The sequence below is a fragment of the Leptolyngbya sp. ST-U4 genome (genome assembly GCF_039962215.1).
Lineage (GTDB): Bacteria > Cyanobacteriota > Cyanobacteriia > Elainellales > Elainellaceae > Leptolyngbya_A.
In genome coordinates this window covers 342,169-356,555 of the sequence record NZ_JAMPKZ010000003.1, presented here as the reverse complement: position 1 = coordinate 356,555, position 14,387 = coordinate 342,169, and the positions used below count along the sequence as shown (strand labels likewise).

Sequence of the window (14,387 nt, the reverse complement as noted above, 5' to 3'; positions counted from 1 at the left end):
CCCATGAGCAATGAGAATTCTTTTCTCCCTCAACCATCATCCCTGAATCCGCTGGCTCAGGCTGATATTCTGATCGTGGATGATGTTTTGGAGAATATCCATCTTCTCTCAACCATCCTGGACTCTAGTGGCTATGAAACCCGGAAAGCAACAAACGGCAAAATGGCACTGACGGCGATCGCAACAACGCTGCCCAGTTTAGTGTTATTGGATATTCGGATGCCAGAAATCAGTGGCTACGAAGTGTGTCAGCGATTGAAAGCAGATCCCAAAACAGCCCATATTCCGGTGATTTTCTTAAGTGCAGCCGATGATGTTACCGATAAAGTAGAGGCTTTCCGAATTGGAGGGGCAGACTACATCACTAAGCCCTTCCACATGGAGGAAGTTCTCGCGCGAGTACAGCATCAACTTGCGATCGTTGCAGCGCAGCAGACGATTCACCAGTTAAACGTGCAGCTTGAGCAGCGAATCAAAGAGCGTACTCAACAACTGGAAGCTGCTAATGCTCAATTGCTCAATATGGCATTTCGAGATCCCTTAACCCAGTTGCCCAATCGCGCTTTGCTCATGAAGCGGCTTCAAACCCTTCTGGAACCTGGCAACTCGCACCACCGCTTTGCTGTGTTTTATTTAGATTGCGATCGATTCAAGATTGTTAATGATTCGTTAGGACATCCAGCAGGGGATGAATTGCTGATGGCAATTGCTCAGCGGCTACAGTCCGTTTTACGATCGCAAGATCTCCTATTTCGCTTAGGAGGAGATGAATTTGTAATTCTATTAAACCATCCCGTCGAAGCAGACACCGCGATTGAAATTGCTCAAGGGATTTCTAATTGCTGCTCCGCTCCTTTTAGTTTGAGAGAACGAGAGTTTTTTATTTCTTTCAGCATCGGGATTGTTTTAGATTGTTTAGCTTACCGCAATCCTGAAGAACTGCTGCGAGATGCAGATATTGCAATGTATCAAGCTAAATCCTTGGGTAAGGATCAGTATCAGATTTTTAATCCATTAATGTATCAACAAATTTGTCACCGAATTCAGCTTGAAACCGATCTCCGCAAAGCCATTCTTAATGAAGAATTTGTTTTGCATTATCAGCCCATTGTGGAATTAGCAACCGGGGCGATCGTCGGTGTTGAGGCGTTAGTTCGATGGTATCACCCTGAAGCTGGGTTAACTCCGCCCAACCAATTTATTCCGATCGTAGAAGAAACAGGACTGATTCTGAAGCTGGGACACTGGGTATTAGAAGCAGCTTGCCAACAACTTTATGCCTGGCAACAGCAGCGGTTTGTTCACTCATCTTTTTCTGTCAGTGTGAATGTATCTGCTCACCAGCTCGCCCAGGAAAACTATGTCAAACAGATTGATGAGGTTTTAGCCAAAACTCAGCTTGATCCTCAGTGCTTAAACTTAGAAATTACAGAAACGGTAATTATGCAAAGCAATAATTTTGCTGCCAGCGTAATCCGCGATCTCCGCGATCGGCATATTCGGCTCAGCATCGATGATTTTGGTACGGGTTATTCATCGCTCAGCTATCTTCACTCCTTTCCCCTGGATCATCTCAAAGTCGATCGTTCTTTCATTCAGCGGTTGGATGAAGAAAGTAGCTTGAGTTTAGTGACTGCGATCGTTCAAGTTGCTAAAACAATGGACATGAAATTGATTGCGGAAGGTATTGAAACAATCGAGCAACTGACCCAACTAAAATTGTTAGGCTGCCAGATGGGTCAGGGATATCTATTTTCTAAGCCTTTGCCTGTAGAAGAAATGACTAATTTGTTAGCTCAATCATTGGGCGGGGTCGCCAACGGATAAACGTCGCAGCAGTTCGGGATATATTTACGATTTCGACTTCAAGAGTAGAGCCAAACCAGGTGCAGATTGTAATTGTGGATAATGCTACAGGCATGACTGAAGCAGCGTACCAACATAGCGTGCCAGCATATTTTGGCGTTGCTGAATTTGAGTATGATTCGCCCCCCTAGCCCCCCAACTTTTGGGGGAATTAATCCTCAAAGTCCCCAGCATTGAGAGATTTAGGGGGTGATGTAATATCTAACCCAATCGCAATGCTTTGTACGGTTTCGCACAATACTCGATCGTGGCTCTCGTGGGACAGGGCAAAAATGAGGAAGACAAAGATTATTTATGCTTAACTCCCTCTCAGGATAGACTCTAATTTTTCGCCTCATCATGAAAACTAATAAAAGACTTGACTGCCAGCAATTGGTCTGAAAGTCTGGTGCAGTGGGAGCAAGCTGCGATCGTTTCAGTTTGCCCCGACTTCTGCTGGTCAATTGTCCCTAGTTCAAGATCAGCGGTTTCGCTATTTTAAAGATCCAAAAGGATCTAACAACATTTACATTAAAGATCCAAAACATCTACATTCGCTATGTACCTATCAGTCTGGCCCGGTAAGCCCTATCCCCTGGGAGCCACCTGGGACGGCAAGGGCACCAACTTTGCTCTGTTTTCAGAACATGCCACTGGAGTAGAACTCTGCCTGTTCGACAAGAAAGGACGCGAAACCCGCCTAAAACTTACCGAAGTCAGCAACTTTGTCTGGCATGGGTATGTGCCGTCGATCGGTCCCGGACAGCGATATGGATTTCGGGTACATGGTCCCTTTGCCCCGCAGGAAGGACACCGCTTTAACCCGGCTAAGCTGCTAATTGACCCCTATGCCAAAGCCGTGGACGGCGATATTCGATTTGGGGAAGAAATTTTTGGCTATCGCTGGGGCGATGAAGCAGAAGATCTCTCTTATTCAGAATTAGACGATGCCCATCTAGTTCCCAAGAGCATCGTGATTGATGAGTATTTTGACTGGGAAGGCGATGATCTGCTGCAAACACCGCGCCATGAGACGATCGTTTACGAGGTTCACGTGCGGGGCTTTACCAAGCTACATCCCGAAATTCCGCCCGAACTGCGGGGGAGCTATGCAGGGTTAGGGCATCCGGCTGCCATTTCGCATCTGCAATCGCTGGGAGTGACCGCAGTCGAACTCATGCCCGTGCATCATTTTCTGGCTTGTCCAGGGCATCTGGCGGGCAAGGGCTTATGCAACTATTGGGGCTATGACTCGATCAACTACCTGGCTCCCTATGCAGGCTACAGTGCTAGCGGCAAGCAGGGACAGCAGGTGACGGAATTCAAGCAAATGGTGAAGGCACTGCATCGCGCCGGAATTGAGGTGATTCTGGACGTGGTGTACAACCACACGGGCGAAGGCAACCAGATGGGTCCAACTCTGTCGCTGCGCGGCATTGACAATGCATCATACTACCGTCTGGTGGAAGGAATGCCCCGCTATTACATGGACTTCACCGGCTGCGGTAATTCGCTGAACGTGCGCCATCCCCAGGTGCTAAAGCTGATTATGGACAGCCTGCGCTACTGGGTGCTAGAGATGCACGTAGACGGCTTTCGGTTTGACCTGGCTTCTGCTCTTGCCCGCGAACTGTATGCAGTCGATCGCCTGGCGTCTTTCTTCGACATTATTCACCAAGACCCAATCCTGGCAGATGTGAAGCTGATTGCTGAGCCGTGGGACGTGGGCGAAGGCGGCTATCAGGTCGGAGAGTTCCCGCTGTTGTGGTCGGAGTGGAACGGCAAATACCGCGATACAGTACGCGACTTCTGGCGGGGCGAGGATAGCCGTCTGGCAGAGTTTGCCTATCGGTTTACGGGCAGTTCAGATCTGTACCAAAGCAACGGACGCAACCCCAGTGCAAGCATTAACTTCATCACAGCGCATGATGGATTCACGCTGCACGATCTGGTGAGCTACAACGAAAAGCACAACGAAGCGAACGGGGAAGAAAACCGAGACGGCGAAAGCCATAACCGATCGTGGAACTGCGGCGCAGAGGGCGACACCGACGACCCCGATATTCTAGCTCTGCGCCAAAAACAGCAGCGCAATTTTCTCGTCACGCTGATGCTGTCTCAGGGCATTCCCATGCTGGTGAGCGGCGATGAAATGGGTCGATCGCAAAAAGGCAACAACAACGCCTACTGTCAGGACAATGAGCTTTCCTGGCTGCACTGGGATTTGCAGGAGGACAACGACCAACTGCTGAATTTTACCCGCGAGCTGATTCACTTCCGGCGCAATCATCCCATTTTTCGGCGGCGTAAGTGGTTTCAGGGACGGGCAATTCGCGGGTCTGGCGTCAACGATATTGCCTGGTTCAACCCAGACGGCAAACGCATGACCGAAGAGCAGTGGCACGATGGCTTTGCCAAGGCGATCGGTATTTTCCTCAACGGTCAGGAAATTCTCACCCCCGGTGCATACGGTGAACGCATTGTAGATGACAGCTTCCTGATGCTATTTAACGCCCACTACGAGCCGCTGGACTTCTTTTTGCCGGCCGGACTGAACAAATGGGCATGGCTGACGCTGATCGACACCACGCAACCGCGCATGCTCGAAGATGGTGATTGCCATGAAGGGGGAACTGCTTCGCATCAATACACCGCTGACAAGCCAATTACAGTCGCGGATCGATCGATCGTGCTGCTGAAGTGTTTGGGCATGGCGTGATCGATCGAACAGTAGGTGGACATCGCGGTTGTTTAGGAGTGGGGGGAGCGGCAAATCCAGCAAACCCCCCATCAGGGCGGGGAGGTTATAACGGGATAGTTCTCAGGGGTGATGTGAATCCCTGCCGAAATATGTAGAAAAATAAAGGATTTGTTTGATAATCCGCTTTTTCTCGACCGTATTCTGAACTTCACAAACGCCGCCATGCAAATCGGATCTCGCTATCTTGGTAACGGTCAGTGTCAATTTACCGTCTGGTCGCCGCTCAGCCAGCAGGTCGATCTTCATCTCGTATCGCCCGAAGACAAGCTCATTCCGCTTCAGCGCAGCGAACAGGGCTACTGGCAAACCACGATCGCTGCCGAACCCGGCACACTGTATTTCTATCGGCTCAATAACGAGGTCGATCGCCCCGATCCCGTATCGCAATCGCAGCCGCAAGGCGTTCATGGGGCTTCTGAAGTGGTTGACCAGGGCAAGTTCACCTGGAGCGATGAGCAGTGGCAAGGGGTTCCGCTCGAAGATCTGGTGATTTACGAACTTCATGTCGGCACGTTCACAGCCGAAGGAACCTTTGATGCGATCATTCCCCGCATTCCCGAATTGCTGGAGTTGGGGGTCAATGCGATCGAGATTATGCCCATTGCTCAGTTTCCAGGCGATCGCAACTGGGGCTATGACGGGGTATATCCCTACGGAGTGCAACAGTCCTACGGCGGCGTGGAAGGCTTAAAGCGATTGGTGAACGCCTGTCATCAGCAGGGCATGGCGGTAGTGCTGGACGTGGTGTATAACCACATGGGACCAGAAGGCAACTATTTCAGCCAGTTTGCGCCCTACTTTACCGATCGCTACCGGACGCCCTGGGGCAGTGCAATGAACTTTGACGATGCCTACAGCGACGAAGTGCGGAATTATTTTGTTGAGAACGTGCGCTACTGGCTACGAGATTATCACCTGGACGCGCTGCGGCTGGACGCGGTTCACGCGATTTACGATTTTGGCGCAAAGCACATTTTGCAAGAAATGGCAGAAGCAGCTGATCAGATTGCAGCTGAAACCGGATGCAGAAAATATTTAATTGCCGAAAGCGACCTCAACGATCCGCGCATTATTCGATCGCCGGAAGCAGGCGGCTATGGCGTTCATGCGCAGTGGTGCGACGATTTTCACCATTCGCTGCGAACAATTCTTACTAAAGAAAGCCATGGCTATTATGCCGACTACGGCGACCTCGACAAGCTTGCCAGAGCCTACCGGGATAGCTTTGTTTATGCCTGGAGCTATGCGCCCAGCCGCAAACGACATCACGGCAATACAGCAAGCGACTGCCCTCCCAGTCAGTTTGTGATTTGCACTCAAAATCACGATCAGGTCGGCAACCGAATGCTGGGCGATCGACTGACTGAAATCGTGTCGTTTGACGCGCTGAAACTGGCGGCGGCGGCGATGCTGCTGTCTCCCTTTCTTCCGATGCTGTTTATGGGCGAAGAGTACGGCGAGGAAGCTCCGTTCCAGTATTTTGTTAGCCACGGCGATCCCGATTTGGTGGCAGCGGTGCAAAAGGGTCGCAAAGAAGAGTTTGCTGCGTTTCATGCAGAAGGCGAAGCTCCCGATCCGCAGTCGGAAGAAACGTTTATGCGATCGAAGCTGAACTGGGAAAAGCGGCATGAAGGCAAGCACAAAACCCTCTGGCAGTTCTACCAAACCCTCATTCGCATGCGGCGAGAAATTCCAGCACTGACGTATAAAGACCGGAACTGTATGGAGGTTGCCGTGCTGGATGACGAACAGGTGCTTACGCTGCGTCGCTGGTATCAGGATCAGGAGGTGGTTTGTTTATTTAACTTTCACGCGAAGCCTGTGGATCTCAGCCTCACTTTAGCGGACGGCAACTGGAAAAAGCTGCTTGATTCCAGCGATGCCGCTTGGAGTGGAAGTGGATCAACCTCTGCCGAAACCGTCACTGTCAATGCAGCACAGCCACAGACGTTTCAGCTGAATGCAGAAAGCGTTGTAGTGTATAGCAAATAGCGTTTTGAGCTGTCAACCGTTCCCGGTAAGGCGATCGAGCGTTTGCCTGTTCTGTTGGAAGAATTTCCTCGGCCTGGAATCTACCTTACAGGACTCCTCTTTTCAGAATAAGTGTGGCAATATACTCATACCTGAAAAGCAAATTGCCGTCGCACCCCGGATATGAGCGCATTGGTTGACTATACATGGGTTGCCCATATATTGGTCGCCGATCATTGTTTACATAAAAACCAAACAGCAGTTTTCACTGGTCTCTGAATTAAAAGCCTTTAGCCCCCCTATGATGCGAATTCCCTTAGCGACTTATCGGCTTCAGTTCACCCCGGACTTCAGGTTTGCTCACGCTCAGGCGATCGTCTCTTACCTGGCAGAACTGGGCATTTCAGATATTTATGCCTCACCCGTTTTAACAGCGCGTCAGGGCAGCACCCACGGTTATGATACCGTCAACCCTAAACAAATCAGCCCAGAGTTAGGGGGGGAAGAAGCCTTTAACGCACTCCTTGAGGAACTCAAGCCCCGGGATATGGGTTGGCTGCAGGACATTGTGCCCAACCACATGGCGTTCGACAGCCAAAATTACATCCTGGTAGATGTGCTGGAGAACGGTCCTGACTCCCAATATCACGACTATTTTGACATCGACTGGAATCATCCTTACGAAGGGCTAAAGGGAAAGGTACTGGCGCCCTTTTTAGGTAAGTTTTACGGTGACTGTTTAGAAAGCGGTGAACTCCAGCTTAAATACAACGAACAAGGCATTTCGATTAATTACTACGCGCTCAGTTTCCCGATTCGGATCGAGTCGTATAGCCATGTGCTGATGCACAATCTATCGCAGATTCGCGAGAAGTTAGGACGCAATGATCCGAGTTTTGTGAAACTGCTGGGCGTTCTGTATATGCTGCGCTACATTCCATCAGAAACAGAGCGGCGAGAACGCTATGACCAGATCACCTTTATTAAGCGAATGCTTTGGGAATTGTGGAATGACAGCCCTGAAATCAAAGCATTTATCGAAGAAAACATTCAGACTTTCAACGGTGAAGTTGGCAATTCTGCAAGCTTTAACTTGCTGGACAACCTGCTATCAGAACAGTTTTTCCGCCTTTCTTATTGGAAGGTTGGAAACGAAGAGCTAAACTATCGGCGATTCTTCACGGTGAACGATTTGATCGCAATGCGGGTTGAGGAAGAGCGCGTTTTTGACACGACCCATTCCTTTATTTTTCAGCTTGTTGAAGAAGGCAAATTTACAGGCTTGAGAATTGATCACATTGACGGTTTGTATCATCCGGCACAATATATTGCTCGTTTGCGAGAACAAGCCCCGGATGTGTATCTCGTCGTTGAGAAGATCCTGGAACCTCATGAAGAGCTACCGCTTAATTGGGCAGTTCAGGGAACGACAGGCTATGACTTTATGAGCAAGATAAACTGCTTATTCTGTCAACAGTCCAGCGAAACCGAATTTGATGCTATCTATCAAAACTTTATCGGTCGAGCAATATCCAGCGAGGAACTGATTGACGAAAAGAAACGCCTGATCATCGGCAAACATCTAGCAGGCGATATTGATAACCTGGCAATTTTGCTGAAACAGCTTTCGGAACGCTATCGCTATACCAGTGACTTCACTATGTATGGTTTGAAGCGGGCACTGGTGGAAGTGCTGGCCATGTTCCCGATTTATCGCACCTATGTCAGCTCCGAAGGATTTCGGAAACCTGATCAGGAATGCCTGCGGCAGGTCATTGAGAAGGCAAAAGAGAAGATTCCCAACTTCAACAATGAGGTGTCGTTTATCGAAAAGTTCCTGCTGCTGGAATTTGACGAAAAACTGCCAGAGGAAGACAAAAAACTCTGGCTCCATTTCATTATGCGAATGCAGCAGTTTACGGGACCGCTGATGGCGAAAGGTGTTGAAGACACGGCAATGTACGCCTACAATCGCCTGGTTTCTCTGAATGAAGTGGGTTCGAGCATTTCTCAGTTTGGCATCTCGATCGAAGACTTTCACGCCTACAACCAGAATCGAGCTGCCCAGTGGCCCCATGCCATCAGTGAAACAGCGACCCACGACACCAAGCGGGGCGAAGATGTACGTGCCCGACTCAACGTGCTGTCGGAACTGCCTCAGGAATGGGAACACCATCTGAAAAACTGGCATGCCATTAATGCACCCCTCAAAGACACCGTAGACGGCTTGGATGCTCCTGCTCACAACGACGAATATTTCCTGTATCAAACGTTGCTGGGAGCTTATCCGTTTGATGCTGCCGAACACGATACGTTTATCGATCGGGTTAAAGAATACGTGATCAAAGCCTGCCGCGAGTCGAAAGTTCACTCGTCCTGGCAACTGCCCGACAGCGACTACGAGGCTGCCTATACGCAGTTTGTCGATCGCATTTTGAAGAACACCGACGACAATCTGTTCCTGCAAGAATTCCGCCCTTTCCAGCGCAAGCTTCAGCACTACGGCATTTGTAATTCGCTGTCTCAAACGCTGCTGAAGATGACCGCTCCGGGCGTACCCGATTTCTACCAGGGCACAGAGCTATGGGATTTGAGCCTGGTCGATCCCGATAACCGCCGTCCGGTGGATTACGAAAAGCGGTTCCATTTCCTCAGAGACCTGAAGCAGCAGATCGACACCGACATTTTCGGCTGCATTAATCAACTGCTGAAGTCTCCTGACGACGGACGGATCAAACTCTTCCTGATTCACCAGGTACTCAAAGCGCGTCACGCCCTTGCCGACCTGTTTCAGCGCGGCAGCTACGAAAAAATCGCTGTAGTAGGCAGCCTGAAGGCGCATTTGACTGCCTTTATGCGCGAGTTGGGTGACACCAAGGCGATCGTCATTGCGCCCCGCTTTCCGACAGCGATCGTGAAAGAAGGCGAATACCCGATCGGCGAACAGGTCTGGCACGAAACTCGCCTGCTGCAACCCCCCGGATCGTCTTCGCTATGGCGCGATGTGATTACGGGACGGGAAATCTCCAGCGAGGAAACGATCTGGATTAAGGAAGTACTAACTCATTTCCCGGTTGCGCTGTTGGTGAGTCAGGAGTAGGAATGGTTTGAGACCCTGGTTTGAAAGCGATAAAAGGGGCTACATTGCTTCCTAAATAGAGGATGAAAGGGGCAATATAGCCCCTCAATTCCTCAAATCTGGGGAACTTTGAGTTCCCTCAAGCGAGCCAGGTTCCTCTTAGCATTAGAAGGCAAGATTAGAAGGCAAGGGGCAGTCGGGGAAGAACCCTGACCGATAAAGCATTCTTTTAAGACGAAAAATCAACATCTAGCGTCCAAAATTGGTATCCGATCGCCAACATCGCACTACAATAAGAACAAGCGATCTGGTCTAAGGACAGAACGGTCATGAATCTTTTCCAACGGTTGCGGGATGTGATCGGGTTAGGCGAGGGCTACGACGAGTACGACGAGTATGACGAAGATGGCGAACTAATCGAAGGCGAACCGCCAAACGACGGCCGATCGCCTATGCAGCGGTCTGCGTCGGGAAAAGTCGTGGGTATGCCCGGTGTGCTGATGGAAGTCACGCTTATGCAGCCGCGATCGTTTGAAGAAGCTGCTCAGGCGGTTCTGGCACTGCGCGAACGCAAATCGGTCGTTTTAAACCTGGGATCACTCGACCCTGTTCAGGCGCAACGCTGCGCGGACTATGTGGCAGGCGGGGCATTTGCGATCGACGGACATCAGCAACAGCTCAGCACTCACATCTTCCTCTTTACCCCCAGCTTCGTCCAAATCACCCAATCCGGCGTCGAAGCCACCATGCAGCAAATCGCCCAAGCGCAACAAAATCCCTGGATACCCCCCAATTCCGCCTCACCTACCTCCTCATCCACCTATCTCCCTACCTCCTCATCCACCCGTCCCCCTCGCCCCCTATGATGGAGATCGCTGCCACCCATCATCGGACACCGATCATCGAACAATGACAACTGTTTGGGAGCTAGATTTCTACTCGCGCCCCGTGCTGGACGAGAACCAAAAAAAACTCTGGGAAGTGCTGATTTGCGAAAGTCCAATGGACATTCAGCGACAGCCAGATTCGCTGTTTCGCTATGCCGAGTTTTGCCCGAACGCTCAAGTCAACTCGGTTTGGCTGCGGGAAGCAATCGATCGGGCGATCGAAAAGGCAAGCCAGCCCCCGGATAAAATCCGCTTTTTTCGGCGACAAATGAGCAACATGATCACCAAAGCCTGCGAAGAAGCAGGAATTCCGGCTTACTCCAGTCGGCGTACACTCGTTTTGCCACAGTGGATTCAATCACGAATGCAGGACTATTACCCCACCCTGCCGAATTATCAGGCGAGTAACAATCCCTCGGTTGCCATGCCTACGTCCCAGCCCCAGCCTCTGCCGGATGCGCTCGTGGGCGATCGATGGGCATCTGTCACGCTGGAGGCGGCTGCCTTTTTGGAAATGCCGGAATGGGAAATTGGCTTTAGCGAATCTTTTCCACTGAGTCTGTTTGACATCGCGCCCGACCAGCCGATTCCTGGAATAATCATTTATTCCTCGCGTGCCCTGCCCCTTGCCGCCTGGATGTCGGGCTTAGAGCTTGCCTTTGTTCGTTACAAAAGCGAATCGCCTGCTCAGCTCTTGCTGGAAACGGGCGGGCTTGACTCCTGGGTTTTGGCTTCGCTGCCGAAACCTGCGCTGCAATCTGAAGCAAAAGAGTTTGAAGCTGCTAAACAAGAGGCGAACGGCGTACATTTTATTGCGGTGCAGTCGCCCACCCAAACCGAAGCGTTCGCAGGCTTCTGGCTGCTCCAGGAAGTGAAGCTAGCCTAATGTCCCCCAATCCCGGAAGATAGGGAAGAAGCAAAACGTCTCTGTTCTCCCTCATTGACCTTTTCTCCAATCACAAGAACTATGGGATCTGACCATTCCCCCTCGGAATTACGGGCAGAGCAACTGCTGCAACTTGCAAAGCGATCGGGCGCAGAAGCCGCAGAGGTGTTTGAGTCACATTCGCTCTCACGTCCGGTCTTTTTTGAGGCGAATCGGCTAAAACAGCTTGAAAGCTCGCAGTCTGAAGGCGTTGCCCTTCGACTCTGGCGCAACGGCTGTCCGGGCTTAGCGGTTGCTTATGGTGCGGTTGAGCCTCAAGCTCTGGTCGATCGTGCCCTTGCCCTCAGCGAACTGAATGAACCAGAGACGATCGAACTCTCACCGCCTTCGGGTCAGTCTTACCCGGATTTGGGTGAGTCAATTCCTGTTGAAACGCTAGTGGAATGGGGTAAGGAGTCGATCGCCCTGGTGCGAGAAGCATACCCGGAAATTCTTTGTACCGCTGAGTGGGAGTGCGACGCAGAAACGACCCGCTTAATGAATACTGAAGGCTTAGACTGCGGCTATACCGACACGACCCTAAGCTGCTATCTCTCTGCTGAATGGGTGCGCGGTGATGATTTCCTCAGCGTGTCCGACGGGCAAACCCAGCGTGAACCGCTTGATCCGGTGCTTCTGGCACAGCAGATTATTCAGCGATTAGACTGGGCAAAACGCAATACGGCTCCCCCCGTGGGAAAAGTGCCCGTCCTGTTTACGGCAAAAGCTGCGGATATGCTCTGGGGCACCGTTCAGGCGGCTCTGAGCGGCAAACAAGTAATCGAGCGGGCTTCTCCCTGGAGCGATCGCTTAGGCGAAACGGTGACTTCCCCCAGCATCACGCTCAGTCAGGAACCCGATCGCGGTCCCTTTAGCTGTCCGTTTGATGACGAAGGCACCCCGACCAAACCAATTACCTTTATCAAAGACGGCATGTTGCAGTTGTTTTATACCGATCGCCGAGTAGGTCGGCAGTTGGGCAGCGGCACGACTGGAAATGGTTTCCGTCCGGGCTTGGGCGGCTACCCGACTCCGGGACTGTTTAACTTGATCGTGCAGCCAGGAACTGCTTCCCTGAGCGAGTTGATCGGCAAACTGGAAAGCGGCATTATCGTTGATCAAATGCTGGGCGGCAGTGCCGGAATGTCCGGCGAGTTTTCAATCAATGTTGATCTGGGCTATCGCGTCGATCGCGGTCAGATTGTTGGACGGGTCAAAGATACGATGGTGGCAGGCAACGTTTATACTGCGCTGAAAAACCTGACAGAGCTAGGCAGCGACGCAGAATGGAACGGTTCCTGCTACACGCCATCCCTGATCGTTGAAGGACTCTCGACCACGGGACGCGGCTAAGGTAAATAGCCCGATAGAGCAGTTGGCAGCACCCAGTGCAAATGAACGGGCAAAGTTGGTTTTGCATCGGACGGAGCAAACAGGCAAATCGTCGCGACAGTGAGAATGGTAGTCAGCCATGTGCTGATAGATTCTGATGCGTATCTCATAGACATATCCGGGAAAGGCAGAGGTACAGAAGCGGCAAACCCGATTGAGGAGAACTGGGTAGCTGCACCTGATGAACGGTAAGGACGCTTAGCCAAAAAACTGATAACCGAAAAAGTCATAACCGAAAAACTGGCGACCCTAAGCAGGTCAAACAGTCCGACCATTCAAACTGTTCTTTGAACTCTATCGACGATCGCGAGAGGAATCGCTGTGCTGAATCTTTTTTGCCAGAAAATCATCACGCAACCGCGATGCAGAATGGCAGATGAAGAAGAATTGTATTGCCGAAAAAGAACCCTGTAGAAAATGTGCCAAACAACACATATTGCGTTATGGCTATCCTGTCACAGTTGATACAGAGGCAACCAAACCTTTGTACAAACTTTATAAAAAGCCTTAAAAATCAAGAAAACTCTATTTAGAGTAAAATTAACTTCAAATCTCAAATTGATTTCATCACCGTATCCTGGGCAAAGCGAGTCTTTCGCCAGGTCTGGACGCTGTGCTATCTGCTTTATGCAGGGTATCCCAGCCGCTTTAGCCGTGGGAAGATCTTAAAAATAACCCTCTAAATTTACGGCTTCTCATTTGTCGTAGTTTTCGGTAAAAGGCGCGAACCCAATCCAATGTCCAACTGGGAACCCGAACTTTTAAAGGAAGCAAAATCGGGCGATAGATCCAGCGGTAGGCTCGCTTCAGGTCGTCCCAGGCAGAACAATAATCAGCGTGCAAAAAGTCTGACACATCCACCACAACACCCCGACGAGCGGGCGTCATCATCACGTTTTTGCCGTGAATATCGTGAGGATTTAATCCTAAGGAACGGGCGTAGTCCAGTGCGCGATCGATGTCTCGAATAATCTGAGGTGGAATGGCAATGCCTCGATGCAGCGCATTCCACAGCGTCACCCCTTCCAATCGCTTCAGGATTAGAAAGTTCTTTCCCTCAAATAAACACTGAGAAAAGGCAGGATGATCTCCTAGACGACGATACACTTCTGCCTCTTCCTCTAACCCAGGACGACCCGGCGCGTACACCTTCACCACGAACTCTGGATAATCCGGGTGGCAGAATACAGCAGCATAGTTGCCTGCCCCTAACAGCGTCCAGGAGGAAGGATATTGCCTCACAATCACAGGATCATGGGGACTGTTGCTGCTCACTTCCAGTTCAGGGAGAAGTTCGTGCTCCACACGATCGCTGAATCGAGCCGCCAAATTATTGCCCATTAGATCAACGCTCCTGACCAGAGAAAAGAGAACCCGTTCGCTTTCTATACAAATACAAAACCAGAGCAGCGATTCCGTCAAACTTCCGGCAAACAAGGATACCCACAATGCTCCACTAATAATGGGAACTCTAAATTTCTAAAGCGATCGAGATTCCTTCAGCAAGGGTTGGCTCAAAAGGCAGTT

The 14,387-nt window shown here is 50.7% G+C and carries 9 protein-coding genes; 7 read left to right on the top strand and 2 right to left on the bottom strand.

The window, feature by feature from the left end; translation table 11 throughout:
* The first annotated feature begins 3 nt into the window (after nt 1–3).
* The 7 genes from NDA02_RS08890 (at nt 4) to NDA02_RS08860 (ending at nt 12,821) form a co-directional block, all read left to right on the top strand.
* Entirely contained in the window at nt 4–1,827 is a 1,824-nt protein-coding gene (locus NDA02_RS08890; RefSeq protein WP_348254816.1) for an EAL domain-containing protein, read from the top strand.
* 577 nt (nt 1,828–2,404) lie between these two features.
* Nucleotides 2,405–4,564, top strand: coding sequence for a glycogen debranching protein GlgX (gene glgX / locus NDA02_RS08885; RefSeq protein ID WP_348254815.1), 2,160 nt, complete (start codon nt 2,405–2,407; stop codon nt 4,562–4,564).
* A 204-nt stretch (nt 4,565–4,768) separates the two neighbouring features.
* Complete coding sequence (gene treZ, locus NDA02_RS08880; RefSeq protein WP_348254813.1) at nt 4,769–6,598, top strand: malto-oligosyltrehalose trehalohydrolase; 1,830 nt, start codon at nt 4,769–4,771, stop codon at nt 6,596–6,598.
* Between the two features lie 283 nt (nt 6,599–6,881).
* On the top strand, nt 6,882–9,677 hold the full coding sequence (treY, locus tag NDA02_RS08875) for a malto-oligosyltrehalose synthase (protein WP_190791818.1): 2,796 nt from the start codon (nt 6,882–6,884) through the stop codon (nt 9,675–9,677).
* A gap of 308 nt (nt 9,678–9,985) precedes the next feature.
* Complete coding sequence (gene sepF / locus NDA02_RS08870) at nt 9,986–10,522, top strand: cell division protein SepF (protein WP_190791790.1); 537 nt, start codon at nt 9,986–9,988, stop codon at nt 10,520–10,522.
* 43 nt (nt 10,523–10,565) lie between these two features.
* Nucleotides 10,566–11,429 (top strand): Tab2/Atab2 family RNA-binding protein, encoded by an 864-nt coding sequence (locus NDA02_RS08865; RefSeq protein WP_190791789.1) that lies wholly within the window; start codon nt 10,566–10,568, stop codon nt 11,427–11,429.
* A gap of 81 nt (nt 11,430–11,510) precedes the next feature.
* A complete protein-coding gene (locus tag NDA02_RS08860; RefSeq protein ID WP_348254811.1) occupies nt 11,511–12,821 on the top strand; it encodes a TldD/PmbA family protein in 1,311 nt (436 codons plus the stop codon).
* Here the strand turns inward: NDA02_RS08860 and NDA02_RS08855 are convergent.
* A complete protein-coding gene (locus NDA02_RS08855; protein ID WP_190791861.1) occupies nt 12,818–12,970 on the bottom strand; it encodes a hypothetical protein in 153 nt (50 codons plus the stop codon). The two genes, NDA02_RS08860 and NDA02_RS08855, sit on opposite strands and share 4 nt — an antisense overlap.
* 538 nt (nt 12,971–13,508) lie before the next feature.
* A complete protein-coding gene (locus NDA02_RS08850; RefSeq protein WP_190791862.1) occupies nt 13,509–14,201 on the bottom strand; it encodes a serine/threonine protein kinase in 693 nt (230 codons plus the stop codon).
* Between the last annotated feature and the right edge of the window lie 186 nt (nt 14,202–14,387).

Coding starts and splice junctions, on each gene's coding strand:
- NDA02_RS08890 (WP_348254816.1), top strand. CDS start 4: ATGAGCAATGAGAATTCTTTTCTCCCTCAACCATCATCCCTGAATCCG.
- glgX (WP_348254815.1), top strand. CDS start 2,405: ATGTACCTATCAGTCTGGCCCGGTAAGCCCTATCCCCTGGGAGCCACC.
- treZ (WP_348254813.1), top strand. CDS start 4,769: ATGCAAATCGGATCTCGCTATCTTGGTAACGGTCAGTGTCAATTTACC.
- treY (WP_190791818.1), top strand. CDS start 6,882: ATGCGAATTCCCTTAGCGACTTATCGGCTTCAGTTCACCCCGGACTTC.
- sepF (WP_190791790.1), top strand. CDS start 9,986: ATGAATCTTTTCCAACGGTTGCGGGATGTGATCGGGTTAGGCGAGGGC.
- NDA02_RS08865 (WP_190791789.1), top strand. CDS start 10,566: ATGACAACTGTTTGGGAGCTAGATTTCTACTCGCGCCCCGTGCTGGAC.
- NDA02_RS08860 (WP_348254811.1), top strand. CDS start 11,511: ATGGGATCTGACCATTCCCCCTCGGAATTACGGGCAGAGCAACTGCTG.
- NDA02_RS08855 (WP_190791861.1), bottom strand. CDS start 12,970: ATGAGATACGCATCAGAATCTATCAGCACATGGCTGACTACCATTCTC.
- NDA02_RS08850 (WP_190791862.1), bottom strand. CDS start 14,201: ATGGGCAATAATTTGGCGGCTCGATTCAGCGATCGTGTGGAGCACGAA.